Annotated in this window: 18 protein-coding genes; 10 read left to right on the top strand and 8 right to left on the bottom strand. The window is 66.1% G+C overall.

The window, feature by feature from the left end; genetic code table 11:
- Positions 1 to 182: 182 nt before the first annotated feature.
- Both AC1D3B_RS18290 and AC1D3B_RS18285 read right to left on the bottom strand, forming a co-directional pair.
- Positions 183 to 3,296 (bottom strand): efflux RND transporter permease subunit, encoded by a 3,114-nt coding sequence (locus tag AC1D3B_RS18290; protein WP_478192073.1) that lies wholly within the window; start codon positions 3,294 to 3,296, stop codon positions 183 to 185.
- 10 nt (positions 3,297 to 3,306) lie between these two features.
- Positions 3,307 to 4,500 (bottom strand): efflux RND transporter periplasmic adaptor subunit, encoded by a 1,194-nt coding sequence (locus AC1D3B_RS18285; RefSeq protein WP_478192072.1) that lies wholly within the window; start codon positions 4,498 to 4,500, stop codon positions 3,307 to 3,309.
- Between the two features lie 288 nt (positions 4,501 to 4,788).
- On the opposite strand from AC1D3B_RS18285, the gene AC1D3B_RS18280 reads away from it, so the two are divergent.
- Genes AC1D3B_RS18280 through AC1D3B_RS18260 form a run of 5 tightly spaced genes read left to right on the top strand, consistent with a single transcriptional unit; the run spans position 4,789 to position 8,545 of the window.
- Positions 4,789 to 5,307 (top strand): DUF6622 family protein, encoded by a 519-nt coding sequence (locus tag AC1D3B_RS18280; RefSeq protein WP_478192071.1) that lies wholly within the window; start codon positions 4,789 to 4,791, stop codon positions 5,305 to 5,307.
- A gap of 20 nt (positions 5,308 to 5,327) precedes the next feature.
- Complete coding sequence (locus AC1D3B_RS18275) at positions 5,328 to 5,609, top strand: 2TM domain-containing protein (protein WP_478192070.1); 282 nt, start codon at positions 5,328 to 5,330, stop codon at positions 5,607 to 5,609.
- Complete coding sequence (locus AC1D3B_RS18270; protein ID WP_478192069.1) at positions 5,606 to 6,640, top strand: alpha/beta hydrolase family protein; 1,035 nt, start codon at positions 5,606 to 5,608, stop codon at positions 6,638 to 6,640. The genes AC1D3B_RS18275 and AC1D3B_RS18270 overlap by 4 nt, the downstream gene beginning before the upstream one ends.
- Before the next feature lie 13 nt (positions 6,641 to 6,653).
- Positions 6,654 to 7,718, top strand: coding sequence for a sensor histidine kinase (locus AC1D3B_RS18265; RefSeq protein ID WP_478192068.1), 1,065 nt, complete (start codon positions 6,654 to 6,656; stop codon positions 7,716 to 7,718).
- Positions 7,715 to 8,545 (top strand): LytR/AlgR family response regulator transcription factor, encoded by an 831-nt coding sequence (locus tag AC1D3B_RS18260; protein ID WP_478192067.1) that lies wholly within the window; start codon positions 7,715 to 7,717, stop codon positions 8,543 to 8,545. Before AC1D3B_RS18265 ends, AC1D3B_RS18260 begins: the two co-directional genes overlap by 4 nt.
- Positions 8,546 to 8,625: 80 nt before the next feature.
- Here AC1D3B_RS18260 and AC1D3B_RS18255 read toward each other — a convergent pair whose 3' ends face one another.
- Entirely contained in the window at positions 8,626 to 8,958 is a 333-nt protein-coding gene (locus AC1D3B_RS18255) for a hypothetical protein (RefSeq protein WP_478192066.1), read from the bottom strand.
- Between the two features lie 136 nt (positions 8,959 to 9,094).
- Here AC1D3B_RS18255 and AC1D3B_RS18250 point away from each other — a divergent pair, with 136 nt between their 5' ends.
- Positions 9,095 to 10,897 carry a glutamine--tRNA ligase/YqeY domain fusion protein gene (locus tag AC1D3B_RS18250; RefSeq protein WP_478192065.1) on the top strand — a complete coding sequence of 601 codons (1,803 nt, stop codon included), beginning with the start codon at positions 9,095 to 9,097 and terminating at the stop codon, positions 10,895 to 10,897.
- Positions 10,898 to 10,924: 27 nt separating this feature from the next.
- On the opposite strand, the gene AC1D3B_RS18245 is transcribed toward AC1D3B_RS18250, so the two are convergent.
- Both AC1D3B_RS18245 and AC1D3B_RS18240 read right to left on the bottom strand, forming a co-directional pair.
- Positions 10,925 to 11,341 (bottom strand): type II toxin-antitoxin system HicB family antitoxin, encoded by a 417-nt coding sequence (locus AC1D3B_RS18245; protein ID WP_478192064.1) that lies wholly within the window; start codon positions 11,339 to 11,341, stop codon positions 10,925 to 10,927.
- Positions 11,342 to 11,666: 325 nt separating this feature from the next.
- Positions 11,667 to 12,602 (bottom strand): M14 family metallopeptidase, encoded by a 936-nt coding sequence (locus AC1D3B_RS18240; protein ID WP_478192063.1) that lies wholly within the window; start codon positions 12,600 to 12,602, stop codon positions 11,667 to 11,669.
- Positions 12,603 to 12,736: 134 nt separating this feature from the next.
- On the opposite strand from AC1D3B_RS18240, the gene AC1D3B_RS18235 reads away from it, so the two are divergent.
- From AC1D3B_RS18235 to AC1D3B_RS18225, 3 genes are read left to right on the top strand one after another with little or no spacing between them, the layout of a single operon-like run.
- On the top strand, positions 12,737 to 14,404 hold the full coding sequence (locus AC1D3B_RS18235) for an HsdM family class I SAM-dependent methyltransferase (protein ID WP_478192062.1): 1,668 nt from the start codon (positions 12,737 to 12,739) through the stop codon (positions 14,402 to 14,404).
- Positions 14,401 to 15,579 (top strand): restriction endonuclease subunit S, encoded by a 1,179-nt coding sequence (locus tag AC1D3B_RS18230; protein WP_478192061.1) that lies wholly within the window; start codon positions 14,401 to 14,403, stop codon positions 15,577 to 15,579. Before AC1D3B_RS18235 ends, AC1D3B_RS18230 begins: the two co-directional genes overlap by 4 nt.
- A gap of 57 nt (positions 15,580 to 15,636) precedes the next feature.
- Entirely contained in the window at positions 15,637 to 16,803 is a 1,167-nt protein-coding gene (locus AC1D3B_RS18225; protein ID WP_478192060.1) for a Fic family protein, read from the top strand.
- Positions 16,804 to 16,812: 9 nt separating this feature from the next.
- Here the strand turns inward: AC1D3B_RS18225 and AC1D3B_RS18220 are convergent, their stop codons facing one another.
- Entirely contained in the window at positions 16,813 to 17,442 is a 630-nt protein-coding gene (locus AC1D3B_RS18220; RefSeq protein ID WP_478192059.1) for a TetR/AcrR family transcriptional regulator, read from the bottom strand.
- An 11-nt stretch (positions 17,443 to 17,453) separates the two neighbouring features.
- A complete protein-coding gene (locus AC1D3B_RS18215) occupies positions 17,454 to 17,876 on the bottom strand; it encodes an ester cyclase (RefSeq protein WP_478192058.1) in 423 nt (140 codons plus the stop codon).
- Positions 17,877 to 18,060: 184 nt separating this feature from the next.
- Between AC1D3B_RS18215 and AC1D3B_RS18210 the strand changes: the two genes are divergently transcribed.
- A complete protein-coding gene (locus AC1D3B_RS18210; RefSeq protein WP_478192057.1) occupies positions 18,061 to 18,774 on the top strand; it encodes an aspartate/glutamate racemase family protein in 714 nt (237 codons plus the stop codon).
- Here the strand turns inward: AC1D3B_RS18210 and AC1D3B_RS18205 are convergent.
- Complete coding sequence (locus AC1D3B_RS18205; RefSeq protein WP_478192056.1) at positions 18,771 to 19,493, bottom strand: ABC transporter ATP-binding protein; 723 nt, start codon at positions 19,491 to 19,493, stop codon at positions 18,771 to 18,773. The two genes, AC1D3B_RS18210 and AC1D3B_RS18205, sit on opposite strands and share 4 nt — an antisense overlap.
- Between the last annotated feature and the right edge of the window lie 9 nt (positions 19,494 to 19,502).

Raw genomic sequence — 19,502 nt, 5'->3', positions numbered from 1 at the left:
CCTCTGCGCCGCCGAAGCGCGCAGCCTCAGGCGGAAAAAGGGCCGCGCGTGTTTGAGCGAAGCGAGTTTGCGCGGACCCCGCCTGAGGCGAGCACTGCAGGGCAGCCCGAAGGGCCGGCGCAGCGGGGTCACCCAGGCCGCACCGCCTGCCGGGCGGACCTCACCAGAGGGCACGAAGCATTTCAAGCCGCAGCCCTCCGCCCGAACCTCTGCCCCATCCGATCAAACGCCAGATAGATCACAGGCGTAGTAAACAGAGTCAACACCTGGCTGACAACAAGCCCCCCAAAGATCGCCAACCCAAGAGGACGCCGAAGCTCGGCCCCTTCACCCCACCCGAACATCAAAGGCAGCGCAGCAAACAAGGCCGCAAGCGTCGTCATCAGAATAGGCCGGAAGCGCAACAACGCAGCCTGGTGAATCGCCTCCAGCGGCCCCATCCCCTGATGTCGCTCTGCGTCGATCGCGAAGTCGATCATCATGATCGCGTTCTTCTTCACGATGCCGATCAACAGGATGATCCCGATGATCCCGATCACCCCCAAGTCATTCCCCGTCAGCATCAACGCCAGCAACGCGCCCACACCTGCCGAAGGCAAAGTCGACAGAATCGTCAGCGGATGGATGTAGCTCTCGTACAGCACCCCCAGCACGATGTACACGCACACCACCGCCGCCAGGATCAACCAGAGCTGATTCGTCAACGACTTCTCGTAAGCCCCCGCCGCGCCGAGGAAAGTCATGCTCACACTCGCCGGCATCGCGATCTCCTTCGCCGCCGCGCGAATCGCCGCGACCGACTTGCCCAGCGCCACATCCGGCGCCGTATCGAAGCCCACCGTCGCCGCCGGGTATTGCGCCACCCGCGTCACCTGCAACGGCGCGAACTGCTCCCGCACGGTCGCCAGCGAAGACAACGGCGTCGCCGTCCCCGCGCCCGTGCGCAACTGAAGATTGCCCAGCCCCTCCGGCGAAGCCAGCGACTCCCGCTGCGCCTCCAGGATCACCCGGTACTGGTTGGTCTCCGTGAAGATCGTCGAGACGATCCGCTGCCCGAACGCGCTGTACAGCGCATCGTCCACCGAACTCGCCGTCACCGACAGGCGCGACGCCGTGTTGCGATCGATGTCCACATAAGCCGCCAGCCCCTGCGCGCCCGCATCCGTCGTCGGGTTGCGCACCTGCGGCACGCTGCGCAGGCGCTCCACCAGCTTGCGCGCCCAATCATTCACCGTCGCGGTATCCACACCTTCGAGCGACACGCGAAACTCCGTCGGCCCGGTCTCGGCATCGATCGTCAGATCCTGCGTCGGCTGCAGATACAGCGTGACACCCGCCACATCGCCGCGCACCCGATCACGCAGCCGCTGCATCACCACGCTCTGCGCATCGTGGCTCTTGCGAAGGTTGATCAACATGCTGCCGGTATTCAGCGCCGTGTTGTTGGCTGCATCCACCCCCACCACCGAACTCAGGCTTTGCACATCCGGATCGGAAAGAATTGCATTGGCCGCCGACTGCTGCAACTCGGCCATGCGCACATACGAAACCTCCTGCGACGCCTCGATCCGCGCCTTGAGCTGACCCGTGTCCTGCGTCGGGAACAAGCCCTTGGGAATGAAGACGTAGAGCAGCACCGTCAACACCAGCGTCAGCAGCGCCACCAACAGCGTGAGCGACTGGTGGCGGAACACCCATTGCAGCCAGATGTCGTAGCGCGCGATCACGCGATCGAAGAAGCGCTGCACGCTCGCGCCGAAACGCCCACCCTCCTCGGCCTCCGGCTTGAGCCAGCGCGCCGACATCATCGGCACCAGCGTCAGCGAGACCACCGCGGAAATCAGGATCGTGATCGCCAGCGTCACCGCGAACTCGCGGAACAGGCGCCCCACCACATCGCCCATGAACAGCAGCGGAATCAGCACCGCGATCAGCGAAACCGTCAACGAGATGATGGTGAAGCCGATCTGCGTCGCGCCCTTCAGCGCGGCCTGGAACGGCGGCTCGCCCTTCTCCAGGTAGCGGGCGATGTTCTCGATCATCACGATCGCGTCGTCCACCACGAAGCCCGTGGCAATGGTCAGCGCCATCAGGCTCAGGTTGTTGAGGCTGTAGCCCAGCAGGTACATCAGCCCGAAGGTGCCGATCAGCGAGATCGGCACCGCAATGCTGGCGATGATGGTCGCGCGCACGCTGTGCAGGAAGAAGAAGATCACCAGCACCACCAGCACGACGGCAAGCGCCAGTTCCAGCTGAACGTGGCTCACCGATGCGCGGATGCCAGTCGTGCGGTCGCTCAGCACTTCGACCTTCAGCGAACCGGGCAGCGAGGCTTCCAGTTCGGGCAACTGCTTCTTGATGGCATCGACGGTGCCGATCACGTTCGCACCGGGCTGGCGCTGCACGTTCAGGATGATCGCCGGGTACAGCTTGCCATCCTGCTCACCGGTCGTCGCGATCGAATTCACCGCCGCCCAGGCGCCGAGCTGCGTGTTCTCCGCGCCGTCGATGACGCGTGCCACGTCGGTCATGCGCACGGGTGCGCCGCTCTTCCACGCGACGATCAGGTTCTTGTAGTCGGCCGCCGTGACGAGCTGGTCGTTGGCGTTGATGGTGTAGGCGCGCTTCGGCCCATCAAAGCTGCCCTTCGCGCTGTTGGCGTTGGCCGCGGCGATCGCGGTGCGCAGAGTGTCGAGCCCGATGCCGACCGACGCGAGCGCGTTCGTGTTGGCCTGGATGCGCACCGCCGGTCGTTGCCCGCCCGAGAGCGACACCAGGCCGACCCCGCCGACCTGGCTGATCTTCTGCGCGAGCCGCGTGTTCACGAGGTTCTGCACCTCGGTCAGCGGCATGGTGTCGGAACTGACCGCCAGCGTGAGGATGGGCGCGTCCGCCGGGTTGACCTTGGCGTAGACCGGCGGCGCCGGGAGGTCCGCCGGCAGCAGCGACCCACCCGCGTTGATGGCCGCCTGCACCTGCTGCTCGGCCACGTCGAGCGTCTGGTCGAGTGCGAACTGCAGCGTGACGATCGACACGCCCGTGGCGCTGGTCGAACTCATGCGATCGAGTCCCGCCATCTGTCCGAACTGGCGCTCCAACGGCGCCGTAACGGTGCGGCTCATCACCTCGGGGCTGGCGCCGGGATAGAGCGTCTGCACCTGGATGGTCGGGTAGTCGACCTGCGGCAGCGCCGCCAGCGGCAGGAAGCGGAATCCGACCAGGCCCGCAAGCACGATCGCGAGCATGAGCAGCGCCGTCGCAACGGGCCGCTCGATGAATGGCTTCGACGGGCTCATGCGCTCACCCTCACTGCGGAGGACGCTGACGCCTGGCGCCTTCGGGCCGCGGTGTGCGCGGGCCGTTCGCCGGGCGCTGCGCGGCGGGGTTATCGCCCTGGAGCAGCACGCGCGCGCCATCCTTCAGGCGGTCGCCGCCTTCGGTCACGACGTCTTCGCCGGGCTTCAGCCCGTCGACGATCGCCACCACATCGACCGTGGACTCGCCGCGCTTCACGGTGCGCATTGACACCGTGCGGTCTTCGTTGACCACGTAGACGAAATTGCCGTTGGGGCCGGTACGCACCGCCGTCACCGGCACCACGATGGCGTTGATCGTGCGCAAGGTCATCTGCACGTTGACGAACTGGTTCGGGAACAACGGCGCGCCGTTGTTCGCGAAACGCGCTTTCGCACGCACGGTGCCGGTGCTGGTATCGACCACGTTGTCGAGCGTGGAGAAGACACCCGTGTCCAGCGTCGCGCTGCGCACGCGATCCAGCGCCTTGACGACCAACGGCTCGCCCTTGGCCAGTTGCGCCTGGATGTCCGGCACGCGATCCTGCGGCACGGCGAACTGCACGTCGATGGGGTTCATCTGCGTGATGACGGCAATGCCGGTCGTCGCATTGGCGGTGACCGTATTGCCGGGGTCGACCGTGCGAAGACCGATGCGGCCCGTGACCGGCGCGGTGATGCGCGTGTAGTCGAGGTTCAGCTTGGCAGCGGCCTCGGCGGCGCGGTCCGTGATCACGGTACCTTCGAGTTGCTTGACCAATGCGGCCTGGGTGTCGACATCCTGCCGCGCGATCGAATCCTGGGTCAGGAGCGTGCGGTAGCGCGACAGCGTGACGCGTGCCGCCTCGAGCGAAGCTTCGTCGCGCACGCGGGTGCCCTGGGCCTGCATCAATGCCTGCTCGTAGGGGCGCGGGTCGATGCGTGCCAGGAGCTGGCCCTTGTTCACGGACTGGCCTTCGGTGTAGAGCACCTCGGTCAGCACGCCACCGACCTGCGGCCGCAGCGTGATGGTGGCGAGCGGAGTCACCGTGCCCAGCGCATCGATGACGATCGGCAGGTCGGCCCGCCGCGCCGAGGCATGACCCACTGTGGAACTGGCGCCGCCGAAGTTGCCCCTCGGCCCGGTCGGTTCGCCCGAGCGCTTGATCAGGTACCACGCGCCCCACGCCAGGCCGACCACGACCAGCAGCGCCACGAGGCTGCCCACCCACCGGCGCCGGCGCGAGGGAGCCCGGGGGGCGGGGTGGGCGGTCGGGGAAGGCTCGGAAATGGGAGACGACATTGGAGGTTGGGCTTATTGGCAGCAGGCCGTAGTGGAGCGCCGAATCGTAGCGCTCAGCCCGTCCCAACCGTAAAGCCTCGGTAAAGCCGCCATGCACGTCTGCATCCGGCGACGGCGGAATGCAACTGGCGCCGCCCAAAAGCAGTTCGTCGCATGCGCATGGCGGGCGTCGCGAGCAATCGGCACAGTCCGCCCATCGACACGGAGAACCTCATGCTGATGCTGACCCAGATCCTTGCCCATACGCCCAAGTGGGTGTTCATCCTCTTCGCCACCCTGCTCTGGCTCGGCGCCAAGCAACTGCTGGCCCGCAGCGTGAGCCTCGCGCGGGTGACGCTGATGTCCGCGGGCATGACCGGCCTGTCCGTCTATGGCGTTGCCTCGGGGTTCGGACAGTCGCCGATGGCCTTGCTGGCCTGGGCCGTGATGGCCTGCGCGCTGCTCGGCGTGGTGCTGCAGCGTGGCGCGCCGTCCACCACACGCTATGACGCGGCATCGCGCCGGTTCCACGTTGCGGGCAGTGCCGTACCGTTGCTGCTGATGATGGGCATCTTTTTCACCAAGTATGTCGTGGGCGTACTGCTCGCCATGCACCCGGAAATCGCGCATCAGGCCTCGTTCACCGTGGTCATCAGTGCGCTCTACGGCGCATTCAGCGGAATCTTCATGGGCCGCGCGATCCGCCTTTGGCGCGTTGCGATACAGGCCGACCGCGCAACCCTGGCCATCTGAAACCTCGAAGGAGCATCGCCATGACCACCAAGGACATAGACCGTCTCGCCCGCCGCCGTGCCGGGGTCAAGATCGGATGGTTCATTCACGCTGCGGCGTACCTGGCCGTCAACCTGATGCTGGTCGTGCTCTCGGTTTCCAGCGGGCATCGATGGGCCATCTACCCCGCCCTCGGCTGGGGCCTGGGGCTTGCCCTGCACGGACTGGCCGTGTGGCTGTTCGCGCCAGGTGGCAACCTGCTGGAGAGGATGGTCGAGCATGAACGCGCCAAGCTCGCCGGCGCGAAGGGAGATCCGTGGTGAGGGTTTCGCTCTGGAGGCGGCTGGCGCTGGTGGCCGCCTGCGTCCTGGCTTCGGCCGCGCAAGCGGCCACCGGGGTCACCGTGCTGCCTGCACCGACGGACTCCGGGCCTGTCACCGTCTTCTACCCGACCGCCGCGCCCGCCGTGCCGGTGCAGCGCGGCCCCTACTCCCTCAATTTCGCTATCGATGCGGTGCCCGCCGCCGGCAACCGCCGCCTGATCGTCATCTCGCACGGCTCGGGCGGTTCGCCTTGGGAGTTCACCGACCTGACGCACATGTTGGTGACGGCAGGCTTCACCGTGGCCGTGCCGGAGCATGCGGGCGATAACTGGCACGACCACAGCGCGGTCGGCCCGGTCTCCTGGCGGCACCGGCCGCACGAGGTGACCCAGGCGATCGACGCGATGGCGGCCGACCCGCGCTTCGCTTCGGTGCTCGACCTGAAGCGTGTCGGCGTCTACGGCATGTCGGCTGGCGGGCTGACCGCCCTGACGCTGGCCGGGGCGCGCTGGTCTCCGGCGCTCCTCGCCCGGCACTGCGATGCCCACCTCGCGGAAGACTTCCCGACGTGCGTCGGACTCAGTACCGAACTGACGGGCAGTCCGCTCGACGCGCTTCGCCTGGCCGTGGCGCGCCGGGTGATCCGATCGAAGTTCGACAACGAGACCGCGCTCGAGGCATGGACCGATCCGCGCATCGCGGTCGCCGTCGCCGCCGTGCCGATGGCGGTGCCGATCGACATGGCCACGCTGTCGACGCCGCGCATTCCGCTCGGCCTCGTGCGCGCCGGGCAGGACGCCTGGCTCGCGCCGCACTGGCACATCGACGCGGTCAGCGCCGCGTGCGCGGGCTGCGTGCTGCTGGCAGACATGACCGAGGCCGGCCACGGTTCGATCCTTTCGCCCATGCCGCCCGACCTGCCGGCACGCGCCGCACGGCTGCTGAACGACCCGCCCGGCTTCGACCGTCGCACGCTCGACGCGGTGTACGCAGCCATGCGCGACTTCTTCGTCCAGAATCTCCTGCCATGACAGGAGAGTTCTCGTGATCGCCACCTTCAGGCGCAACATGACGCGCGAGAACGGCGTTGACTTGCTGCGGCATGCCCTGACGACGGCGGTTTTTTCATCTCTCATCGCCATCGCGCTCGCCATCTCCGGCCGCGGCGGCTGGGGGGCGCAATTCGTCTACTCGCTCTCCATCGGGCTGATCAGCTGGTTCGTCATTGACATCGGGCGGCTGATGATGAGTCCAGATCCCTCGAAGCTGTGGCCCAACGGCGCCAAGGGCGTGGTGCTGGTGGCGGTGGGGATCACGGCGGGATTCCTGGGCGGGAATGTGATCGGCGACGCGTGGACCGGCGCGCCGCTGCTCGAGTTCTGGACTTTCGCGCCGCACAAGTTCGCGTCGACGCTGGTCATCACCGGCGTCGCCGGCATCGCGATCTGCTATTTCTATTACAGCCGCGGCAAGAGCAAGTACCTCGAAGGCGCCATCGCCCTCGCCCAGCGCGACGCCGCCGATGCGCGTCTCAAGCTGCTCGAAACCCAGCTCGAGCCGCACATGCTCTTCAACACCCTGGCCAACCTGCGCGTGCTCATCACGACCGACCCGCCGCGCGCGGTGGCCATGCTAGACCGCCTCAACAGCTACTTGCGCGTGACGCTCGGCGGCTCGCGCGCACTGGCGCATCCGCTCGCCGCCGAGTTCGACCGGCTCGGCGACTACCTCGAATTGATGTCGGTGCGCATGGGCGACCGCCTGCGCTACACGCTTGATCTGCCTGACGAACTCCGCGCCGTGCTCGTGCCGCCACTGATGCTGCAGCCGCTGGTGGAAAACAGCATCCGCCATGGCCTGGAACCGCAAGTGAACGGCGGCGAGATCATCGTGCGCGCCCGTCGAGAAGGTGCACAGCTCGCCATTGACGTGAGCGACACCGGCGTTGGCATCGGCAATGCACCCGAGCCCTCGGAATCCAGTGGTTTCGGCGTAGCCCAGGTGCGAGAGCGTCTTGCGACCGTCTACGGCGCGAAAAGCACGATGACCCTGACCCCGCTCGCCACCGGCGGCACGCGCGCCACCATCACCTTTCCCCTGCCGACATGAAGCCGACCGCCCTCATCGCCGAAGACGAATCGTTGCTGGCCCAGGCATTGCGCGCCGAACTCGCCGCCGCCTGGCCCGAGCTTCAGATCCTGGCCACGGTGGGCGACGGCCGGAGCGCGGTGCGCGAGGCGCTGGAACGACTGCCGCAGGTCCTGTTTCTCGACATTCGCATGCCGGGCCTCGACGGACTGGGGGTCGCCGCCGAACTCGCGGACACCTGGCCGGTCGACGAGGCACCGATGCCTCAACTGGTCTTCGTAACCGCCTACGACGAATACGCGGCCCGCGCCTTCGATGCCCAGGCCATCGACTACGTGCTGAAGCCGGTGCAACCCGAGCGCCTGCGCCGCACCGTGGGCCGGCTGCAACAGGCGCTGGAATCCCGTGCGTCGCCGTCGTTGCCGGCCGACGACGTGCTCGCGAATACGCTCGCGCAATGGCGCAAGGTCCTTGCAGCCGCCGGCGATGGTGCGCCTTCGGGCAACGGCGGGCCGATCAAGCTCATCGCCGCCAGCGAAGCCGGCTCATCGGGCAACAGCGTGCGGATGGTGCCCATCGACGAGGTGCAGTACTTCGAAGCTGCCGACAAATACGTCCGCGTACTGACGGCCACGAGCGAATACCTGATCCGCACGCCGCTGAAGCAATTGCTGCCGCAACTCGATCCCAACGTCTTCTGGCAGGTGCATCGCGCCGTCGTCGTGCGCAGCGACGCGATCGAGCTCGTGCATCGCGACGAAGCCGGCAAGCAACACCTGACCCTGAGAGGCCGCGCGGAAAAGATCCCGGTCAGCCGGCTCTACGCCCATCTCTTTCGAGCGATGTAAGTACAAAGTCGACGCCCAAGAAAAAACCGGCCCCCTGGAGGGCCGGTTTCGTCATGTGACAGCAGGTGATCTGATTCGGCTCAGCGCCAGTTTCCGCGATGGCCGTGGTAGTAGCCCGGGGCTGGGCGATAGTAGCCACGCGGGGGGCCGTAGTAAGCGCGCGGCGGGCCGTAGTAGACAGGTGCCGGACGGTAGTACACCGGCGGCGGCGCGTAGTACACAGGTGCGGGTGGGTAGTAGACCGGTGCCGGCGCATAAATGGGGGCGCCCACGCCGACCGCGATGCCCGGCACATTGACCCCGACCGACCAGGCCACATTGCCAGCGCTGGCCGCGGCGGAGGCAAAAAGTGCGCCCGTCGCGACCGCTGCGGCAGCAGCCCATTTGAAGATAGTGGAACGAGTGACGCTCATGATTTCAAACTCCTGTAGAGGCGGGTTTTGGCCGCCTTGTCTGTATTGAACGCGCCAAGTGTCAACCCGGTGTACGCCGCTTCGTGAAGAAAGTTGCCAAACGTAACGCCTCTGGAGCCCCACCTAGAATGAGCAGATGACTTCCCCTGCAGACAACGACTCCGCCAAGCCAAGCAATTTCCTGCGCCATGTGATCGAAAGCGACCTCGAACAGGGCATCTACTCCAGCCGCAGATGGGGCGGCACCCCGGGCGACGCCGCCCACCACGCACAGGGCATGCTGGACCCCGCCAAGGTGCGCATGCGCTTTCCGCCCGAACCCAACGGCTACCTGCACATCGGCCACGCCAAGAGCATCTGGCTCAATTTCGAGTTGGCCAAGGAGTACGGTGGCGTGTGCCACCTGCGCTTCGACGACACCAACCCCGAAAAGGAAGAACAGGAATACGTCGACGCGATCCGCGATGCCGTGAAGTGGCTCGGCTACAACGCCGTGCTGGCCGACGACCCCGCCCACCCCGGCGAGCCCAATGAGCACGAATATTTCGCGAGCAACTACTTCGACTTCATGTATCGCGCGGCCGAGTACCTGATCAGCGCCGGCCTCGCCTACGTCGACGAACAGAGCGCCGAGGAGATCCGCGCCACCCGCGGCGACTTCAATACGCCTGGCACCGACAGCCCTTTCCGCAATCGCGTGCCCGAGGAAAACCTCCTTCGCTTCCGCGCGATGCGCGACGGCAGGTTGGAAGACGGTGCCGCCGTCCTGCGCGCCAGGATCGACATGGCGAGCCCCAACATCAACATGCGCGATCCCGCGCTGTACCGCATTCGCCGTGCGACGCACCACAACACCGGCGACAAGTGGTGCATCTACCCGATGTACACCTTCGCGCACCCCATCGAGGACGCGCTGGAACAGATCACCCACAGCTTCTGCACGCTCGAATTCGAGGACCAGCGCCCCTTCTACGACTGGCTGCTCGACCGGCTCGCCGAAGGCGGCCTGATCGCTTCGCCGCATCCGCGCCAATATGAATTCGCGCGGCTCAACGTCACCCACGTCATCACCAGCAAGCGCAAGCTGCGCCAACTGGTCGAGGAAGGCCACGTCGACGGCTGGGACGACCCCCGCATGCCCACCCTCGCCGGCCTGCGCCGCCGCGGCTACACGCCGGACGCGCTCAGGCTGTTCTGCGAACGCTCGGGCGTGACCAAGTCGGGCGGCTGGATCGACTATGCGAGCCTCGAAGCCGCGCTGCGCGACACGCTCGACCCGATCGCCCCGCGCGCCATGGCCGTGCTGGACCCGGTGAAGCTCATCATCACGAACTGGGGCGAACTCATGGGCGGCGACGACGTGCTGGACGACTGCACGGCGCCGGTCCATCCGCATCACCCCGAGATGGGCCGCCGCGACTTCAAGCTCGGCCGAGAGGTGTGGATCGAACGCACCGACTACGAGGAAGTGCAGCCCAAGGGCTTCTTCCGCCTGTTCCCGGGCAACAAGGTGCGCCTGAAGTACGGCCACGTCATCGAGTGCACCGGCGGCACGAAGGACGCGGATGGCAAGGTGATCGAAGTGCAGGCGAAGCTGGTGCCAGATACCAAAAGCGGCACGCCCGGCGCGGATGCCATCAAGGTCAAGGGCAACATCTCCTGGGTTGCCGCGGCCGACGCGCTGCAGGCCGAAGTTCGGCTCTACGAACGACTGTTCGCGGCACCTCAGCCTGGCAGCGGCGAACTGCTCGAAGAGCTCAATCGCGACAGCCTGCTCACCACGGTGGCCTACGTCGAGCCTTCACTGGCCGCAGCGGCAGAAGGCGCGCCGTTCCAGTTCGAGAGGCATGGCTACTTCGTGCTGGACGCCCGCAAGAGCGACGCAGGCCAATGTGTGTTCAACAGGGCTGCGGGGATGAGGGACAGCTGGGGGAAATAATTCCTCAAGCCCGCCCGCACGGGGGTTCTAGGCAATCCGGAGATCGAGTCGCTTTCCCATGGCCTGCAAGGCTGCGGCGATCGTGTCGATCTTCGTTGGGTGATGCAGATCGATGAGGCGCGTCACCTCTTGAGGGCGCGCGTGCATGAGGCGCGCCAATTCTGCCGGGCGCTTGCCCTGGGCAATCATTTCGTTGAGCAAAAGAATCTTCGCCGAAACGCTTGCGGGCAGATCCACTGCGATCTGCCCTCTTTTCAGAGGAGAAGGCAATGGCACGGGCCGCCTGTCCTCGAAATAGAAGTCCATTGCCGTCGTCAAGGCATCAACCGCCAGTTCGATCGCTTCGGCTCGGTCCTCGGCGCCAGTCATCGCTTCCGGGATATCCCGGAACGTCACCAAGTAGCCATCACCATCCCGCGTCACTTTTGCCGGATAGCTAAACATAGGAAATATCAATCTTTGATTTCGAGCTGATGAAGGATCGCCTTGCGCAGACCTCCACCCAACTCCTTGGTACGACGTGGCAGAGTGGATGAGCGCGGTTGGTTGTCGCTCGACTATTTGCAGTTGCCATTCCGCACCCCGATCCTGGTCAAGTTGATCACGTGCTCCCTCGGAACCCTCTCCCCGACTTGCAGCATCTTTGCGCAGCTATCGCTCGGCGACAAGGAGGCTTTGGCACGTCCATCCAGCCGGATGCGCCAACACGCCCGCCGCCAGTATAAACAAAAATGTTGACGCAAATCAGAGCATCACCATCCAGCGACCCTCAAAACGGCCTCGTCAGATAAACCGCCTCACGCCCCACGATCACCCGCTGCGCCGGCATGAAGATCGTGCACTCGTCGCACGGCGCGCGAATCTCGTCCGGCCCGTTGGTCGCGATCAACTCGCCCTTCGCAAAGGTCTCGAAGCCGATCAGCGGGCGCACGAAGCGGAAGTCCTCGGACTGGATCACGTGGGTCTGCAGCAGCTCGAAGCGCCGCTGCGCTTCGGGCGCGGGCGTCGCCGGGTCCTTGTCGACCAGGCCGAAATGCGCCAGGAATCGCGTCGTGACCTCCGTCGCGAGATCGGCCGCCGACTGCTTGAAATGCTGGCCGCACTCCACCACCATCGCGGCGCCCGGCGCATCGGGACCGGCGTGCATGCCGTGCTGGATCAGCGGTGTGCCGGACCCAAGCCCGCTCGGCATCACCAGGTGCACCGAAGGCAGCCCGATCGCCAGCGCCACCTTGGCATTGCGATCGAACGCGGGGTAGACCCAGAAAGGCACCACGTCCTGGCTGGTCGAGTGGATATCGAGAATGTGGTCTGCGGCAGCCACGACTGGCCGCAACTCGCGTGCCCGGCGCAGCTCGGGGCTGTCCTCGGGCCCGTCCAGCCATTCGTCGGACCACACGCGATTGAGGTTGTGCACGATCTGGCGGTTGTCGAACGGCTTTTCCGCGTCGAAGGCGTTGTAGGCCTCGACGTGCGCGAAGCTCACCGTCAGCGTGCCGGTCTTCGGCCGCACGCCGGTGTCCAGGAGATGGGTCGCTGCGACCATGCCGCAGATCTCGTTGCCGTGGGTCAATGCGTTGATCAGCACGTGAGGGCCGGGCTGGCCGGATTCGAAGCGGTGCACGTAGTCGATGCCGGTGTTGCCCTCGCGGTAGGCGGAAATGTCACGCGGGAGGACTTCCAAGTCGGGCGGATTCTGGGTCATGGGGCTTTTTTTCTCTGGAAAGGTCGGCATCGCCGGGTTCCCGAAGTTTGCTACAGCTCGCGACCGGGCGTCGGCCGTCGATTTGCCTCTTAGACTCGCGGGCTCACCATGCGAATCGCCCAAGCCCCGTCCCCATGCCACTGACCGCTGAAATGCGACGGTCGATCGACCAGATTCGCGACTACCTGTTCGGCGGCGGCTACCCCGACCCCGTCAGCAACGCGGAGCAGTTGTCGTTCCTGTTTTTCTTCTATCTCCTCGAGAGCATCGACGACGAGAACCGGCAGCGCGCCGAAGTCCTGAAGGCGCCCTTCGTGAGCGTCTTCAGTGGCGAATGGACGCTGAGGAATCCGACGAATACCTCTGCCCCGTCCGCCCACGACGGCAACCTGCCGTCCGGCGCGCTGCGGACCGGCACGCCGACCATTCCCCGCAACCGATTCCGCTGGTCCGCATGGGCTGGCCAACTGTCCGGCGACGCACTCGTCGGCTTCGTGCGCGACGAGGTGTTCCCCTTCTTCGCCGAGATCGGCGCCGCGGGGGCGCATGACTTCATGCGCGGCGCCCGCCTCGGCATCAGCGAGCCGACGGTGCTCGCGCAGGTCATCGAACTGGTGGACGGCCTCGGGCTGGCCGGCTCGGACTCCGACACCAAGGGCGACCTGTTCGAGCATGTGCTGCGCCAGATCAGGCAGGCGGGCGAGCTGGGCCAGTTCCGTACGCCGCGCCACATCATCCGCGGCATCGTCGAAATGGTGGACCCGACCCTCGGCGAGACGATCTACGACCCGGCCGCGGGCACGGCGGGCTTCCTCGTGGCAGCCTACAACCACATCCGCCTCGCCCATTCGTCGCCCGAGGCCATCACGGAGGCCGAGGTCGAAGGCAAGCTGCAGCGGCGCGGACTTGGCGACCGCCTCACGCCGGAGGAAATCGCCATCCTTCAAGCCGGAACCTTCTTCGGCAACGACGTCGATCCGAAGATGGTGCGGCTCGCGACGATGAACCTCACGCTGCGCGGTCTCGCCAATGTTCGCATCCTGCACCGCAACGTGCTGACCGCCGTGCTCGACGACAGGCAGAAGGCCGAGCTGGGCCTGCCCCTCGACGGCTTCGACGTGGTGCTGGCGAATCCGCCGTTCTCGGGCCGCGTCGACAAGGACCGCATCGCCGAGGAGGTGCGCGTCGGCGCCACCAGCAGCACCGAACTGCTCTTCCTCAAGTACATCCTCGACAGCCTGCAAGCCGGAGGACGCGCCGCCGTCGTGGTGCCAGAGGGCGTGCTGTTCGGGCCCACCGCGGCGCACAAGGCGCTGCGTCGGCAGCTCGTGGAGACCACGCAGGTCGATGCGGTCATGAGCCTGCCAGGTGGGGTGTTCCAGCCCTATTCGGGGGTCAAGACCTCGGTGCTCTTCTTTCGCAAGCACGGGCAGACGGAGCACGTGCTCTTCCTGCACGTCGAGAACGATGGCTATGCGCTCAACGCGAACCACGACACACCCACCGACAAGGACGACCTGCCCCGGCTCGCAAAGGCCTATGCGCAGCGCGATGAATCGCTCGCGCAATGGCAGGCGCGCGAGCCCGAGGCCGAGTGGAACGAGAAGTGGTGGTTTGCCGATGCGCCTACGCTGCGCGCCAACGACTACAACCTGTCGGCCAGCCGCTACCGGCCACTGACCGAAGCGCAGGCCGAGCATCGCAAGCCGCTCGAATTGATCGACGACCTGATCGCGCTTCAACTGGAATGTGTCAAGGAGACGGAAACGCTTCGGATGCTGGTTGCGGAGTCGGATGGATGACGGTGCCAAGGGTAGCGCTCAGGGAGGTGGTCGAGGCGAAAACGGGCACGATGAACCCGTCCGCCTGGCCGAACGACCCATTCACCTACGTCGACGTCGCCGCCGTCGACAACAAGAGGAAGGCCATCACCGGCGCCCGCTCGATGATGGGCGCCGAGGCCCCGAGCCGTGCGCGCAGGCTGATGCGCAAGGGCGATGTGCTGGTCTCCACCGTGCGCCCGAATCTCAACGCGGTCGCGCTGGTGCCCGATTCGCTCGATGGGGAAGTCGCGAGCACCGCGTTCTGCGTGTTGCGGGCGACGCCGCGGGTGATGTCCGAATACCTGTACTTCTTCGTCCGCTCCAGCCGTTTCATCCGCAGCGTGTGCAAGCTCGCTACGGGCGCGCTGTACCCGGCCGTGTCCGATTCGGGCATCCTTGACCAGAAGCTGCCGCTGCCCGACCTGAAGGCCCAGCAGCGCATCGTCGACATCCTCCAGTGTGCGCAGAGCGTGATCCGCCTGCGGCGCGACATCCGCGAGAAGACGATCCAGTTGGTGCCGGCCCTGTTCTTCGACCTGTTCGGCGACTCGACGACCAACCCGAAGGGCTGGCCCGTCGTGCCGCTCGGCAGCCTGCTCAAGATCAATCCGCAGAACGGCCTGTACAAGCACAAGTCGGCCTACGGCGCGGGCACGCCCATCGTGCGCATCGACAGCTTTCGCGATGGCGAGTTGAGCGACCCGACACAGATCAAGCGCCTGCGACTCGACGATGACGAGGTCCAGCGGTACGCGCTGGCCGAGGGGGACATCATCGTCAACCGCGTGAACAGCCCCGAGCACCTTGGCAAGAGCGTGCTGATCCCGGCGCTGGCGGAGCCGACGGTGTTCGAGTCGAACATGATGCGACTCGTGATGGACCCCGAACACGCGCTGCCGCGCTATGTCTTCGCGGCGCTCCAGACCAGCCGCACCCGGCGGCACTTCCAGATCAATGCCAAGCGCGCGATCAACCAGGCAAGCCTCAACCAGCAGGACCTGAAGTCGCTGCCGGTCATGCTGCCCCCGCTGGACAAGCAACTCGCCTTCGCACGCTATGCGGAAGCCACGGCGACGGCCCAGGCGACCGAGGCGCTGATACTCAAGGGCGCCGAGGCGACGTTCGAATCCCTGCTCGCGCGGACCTTCGGGTGAGCCGCAAATGGGCAAATACGGCTCATTTTTTGAGCCGTATTTGCTAAAATACGGCTCATGGTCTCCAAGAAGCGCTACATCTGGCAGGACGCCGGATGGCCGAACCTGCATTACGACCTCGCTGCCGCCGGTCCAGCGTTGTTGCGGGCGCGCGAACTCCAAGGGCAGGTCAACGGCATGGCGCGTGCGATCGGCTTGTCGGACATGCAGCACGTCGCCGAGGAACTGTGGACGCACGAAGCCATTGCGACGGCCGCGATCGAAGGCGAGCGACTCGAACTCGCCGCCGTGCGGTCCTCCGTCCTTCGGCATCTCGGCCACGAAGATTCCGGGCCTTCCAGTCGCCACATCGAAGGCCTGGTCGAGGTCATGCAGGATGCCACTGACGAATTTGCGCAGGCGTTGGACACGGACCGGCTCTGCCGCTGGCAATCGGCCCTCTTCCCGGGCGGGACCGCGGGAATCCGGCGCATTGCCATCGGCCGCTACAGGGACCACGCGGATCCGATGCAGATCGTCAGCGGCCTTCCCGGCAGGGAGGTCGTGCACTACACCGCGCCGCCTTCGTCGGCGGTCACGGGCGAGATGGACGCGTTCCTGGCGTGGTTCGAGGCAACGCGCCCCGCCATCGACCGCAAGCCGGCGCTCGATGGCCTCGCACGCGCAGCGATCGCGCACCTGTGGTTCGAGACGGTCCACCCCTTCGAGGACGGCAACGGACGAATCGGCCGAGCGATCGCCGACATGGCCCTGGCGCAGGACGTGGGCGCACCGACGAGGCTCTACAGCCTGTCGCGCCAGATGCTTGCCGACCGCCGCGGCTACTACGACGCGCTTGCAGCGGCGCAGTCGGGCGGTGTCGATGTGACAGCCTTCGTGACCTGGTTTGCCGATGCGTTCGGCAAGGCGTGCAGCAGGTCGATGGACGTGATGCAGGCGACGCTCGACAAATCGCGCTTCTGGGCCGCGCACGCACGCGCGCCCCTCAACGACCGGCAGCGTCAATTGCTCAAGCGCCTGCTCGACGCCGGCGACGGCGGCTTCCTGGGCGGTCTCAACGTCGACAAGTACCTGAAGATGACGACCGCGTCCAAAGCCACCGCCACACGCGACTTGTCCGACCTGCTTCAACGCGGCCTGCTTCACACCACGGGGCAGGGCAAGGCGTTGCGCTACTACCTTTCGGTTCCGGGCTGGGCGCACGGGCGAGAAGACTCGAAATGAACGGCGGCCTCAGCCCGGCTTCCTCGCCGCCTCCACCAGCGCCCGGATCGCCCAGCGCCTGACTTTCAGCGCTTCCGCATCGTCCAGTTGCAGCACGTCCTTGAAGACCACCATCGCCTCGGTGCCGATGATCAGGGCCAGCGCGTGGCTCAGGTTCCTGAATGCGGCTGGCTTGAACTGCCCGCGCGCGGGCTCCAGCGCGGCCTCGATCAGCGGTGTCCGCCGATTCTGGCGGGCGGGCAGTTCGCCGCCCTGCTCGCCACGCACGACTCTCTCGACCGAGTGCGCGAGCATCATTCGCAACTGCGCCTCGTTGGTCGCCATCATGTCGTTCAGCGCACCGTCGACACGCTCCAGTCGCGACACGGGGTCCTGGGTCTGCATGCCGTGCAGCACGTCCGCGGCCTCGGGGGCGACCATGTCGAGCGAAGCCTCGCGATGCAGCGCGTCCACGTTCGGAAAGTAACGGTAGGCCGTGGCGCGCGAAACGGCCGCTTCCTCGGCGATCTCCTCCAGGCTGGGCTTGCGGCCCTGCTTCAGCAATCGCGACGCCGCCTGCAGCAGGTCCTTGCGCGTGCGCCTGCGCTGGTTGGAGCGTCCGCCGTTGGCGGAGGAAGCCTGCTCGATCCGCATGCGCATCGTGTCCGGCTTCAGTCTTGCGGCAACTGCTGGATGATGGACGCGAGGTCCAGCCACACGTTCTCGCGCTGGATGTCGCCGCTCTCGGCGAACTCGACCACATGCAGCAGGCGGAATTCGAGCGGTCGCCCCCTGCCTTCGAGGCCGAAGGGCCGGCCCAGCGCCTTGCCGCGCCACATTGATTCGTCCACCAGGAAACCGTCGCCGTAGAGCCGGCGCAGGCATTCGATCTTGCTGTCCGACAGGTCGCCGAACAGGCTTTCGTAGAACGGACGCGCGCCCGCAGGACCACGCGTCGGCCCGGTCGGCGAACCGACGATGTCGTGCTCGACATCGGGCGAGAGCGTCGCCAGGACACCTTCGACGTCGTCATTGGCCTCGAAGTGGAAGTGCTCGTCGATCTTGCGGTCCATCTGTGCGCGGGTCAGTGCCATGGTTCGGGTCCTCCAGCGGAATCTTGGTTGGGATGGATGCGAACTCTAATGAGACAATAATCTCATTGCAAGAATTTAATCTCGATTCAATACTAGATTCTCATTGCGAGAAACTATGTCCGGCCGCTTCGGGCCTACCATCGTCGCATCGGACGCCCGGCGTCGGCATCTGCGTGGAGCACCAGTGAAAGTCATCGGCCTCATCGGCGGCATGAGTTGGGAATCGACCGTGCCCTACTACAGGGAAATCAACGAGACGATCAAGGCGCGCCTCGGCGGCCTCCATTCCGCAAAGCTGATCCTCTACAGCGTCGACTTCCATGAGATCGAGCGGCTGCAACATGCCGGCGACTGGGACGCGGCGGGTGCGATGCTGGCCGATGCGGCGCGCTCGCTCCAGGCGGCCGGCGCGGATTTCCTGGTGCTGTGCACGAACACGATGCACAAGGTGGCCTCGCACATCGAGTCGGCGGTCGGCATTCCGCTCTTTCACATCGCCGATCCGACAGCCGAGGAAATCAAGGACGGCGGCCATTCGACCGTCGGCCTGCTCGGCACGCGCTTCACGATGGAGCAGGCCTTCTATCGGGATCGCCTGTGCGAGCGCCACGGACTCGAAGTGCTGGTGCCCAACGCGCAGGACCGCAACATGGTTCACCGGGTCATCTACGAAGAGCTGTGTCTCGGTAAGGTCGTCGAGGCATCGCGCACGGCCTACCGCCGCGTGATCGCCGACCTCGCGAGCCAGGGCGCGCAGGCCATCATTCTTGGGTGCACGGAGATTTCGCTTCTGGTCGACCAGACGGACGCCGCGGTGCCGCTGTTCGACACGACGCGCATCCATGCACGCAGGGCCGCGGAGTGGGCGATCGAGCCCCAGGGCAAATCCGGGCCCTAGTGCCCGCCACCCAGGTACGCCGCCTTCACGCCCGGATCGTTGCGCAGTTTCTCCGCCGGCCCGTGCAGCGAGATGCGGCCGTTCTCCAACACATAGCCGTAGTCGGCCACGCCCAGCGCGGCGGCCGCGAATTGCTCGACCAACAGCATCGTCACGCCCTCCTGCTTGAGCCGCTCGATGATGCGGAACACCTCGGCCACCAGGATGGGCGCGAGCCCCATCGACGGCTCGTCGAGCAGCACGACCTCGGGGTTGAGCATCACGGCGCGCGCCATGGCGAGCATCTGCTGCTCGCCGCCCGACAGCGTGCCGGCCAGCTGCGTGCGGCGCTCCTTGAGACGCGGGAAGAGTTCCATCGCGCGCTCCAGGTCCCCCGCCACGTCGCCGCGCGGCCGACTGCCCGTGAGGCGCGGGAACGCGCCCAGCGTCAGGTTGTCGGTCACGCTCATGGTCGCGAACACGCGCCGACCCTCGGGTGAATGCGCGAGCCCCAGCTTGGCGATGTGGTAGGACTCCAGGCCGTCGATGCGCTTGCCGTTGAGCGTGATCTCGCCGGAGGTCGCGCGGATCATTCCCGACACCGCGCGCATGGTCGTCGTCTTGCCCGCTCCGTTGGAGCCGATGAGCGTCACGACCTTGCCCTTCGGCACTTCGATCGAAACGCCGTGCAGCACCTGCACCTTGCCGTAGCCGGCCGAAAGATTCTGGATGGTCAGCATCGGTGGCTC

The sequence above is a fragment of the Variovorax sp. P5_A3 genome, from assembly GCF_056400665.1.
Note: the sequence above shows the minus strand (reverse complement) of the source record. Positions and strands in the feature narration are given on the sequence as shown.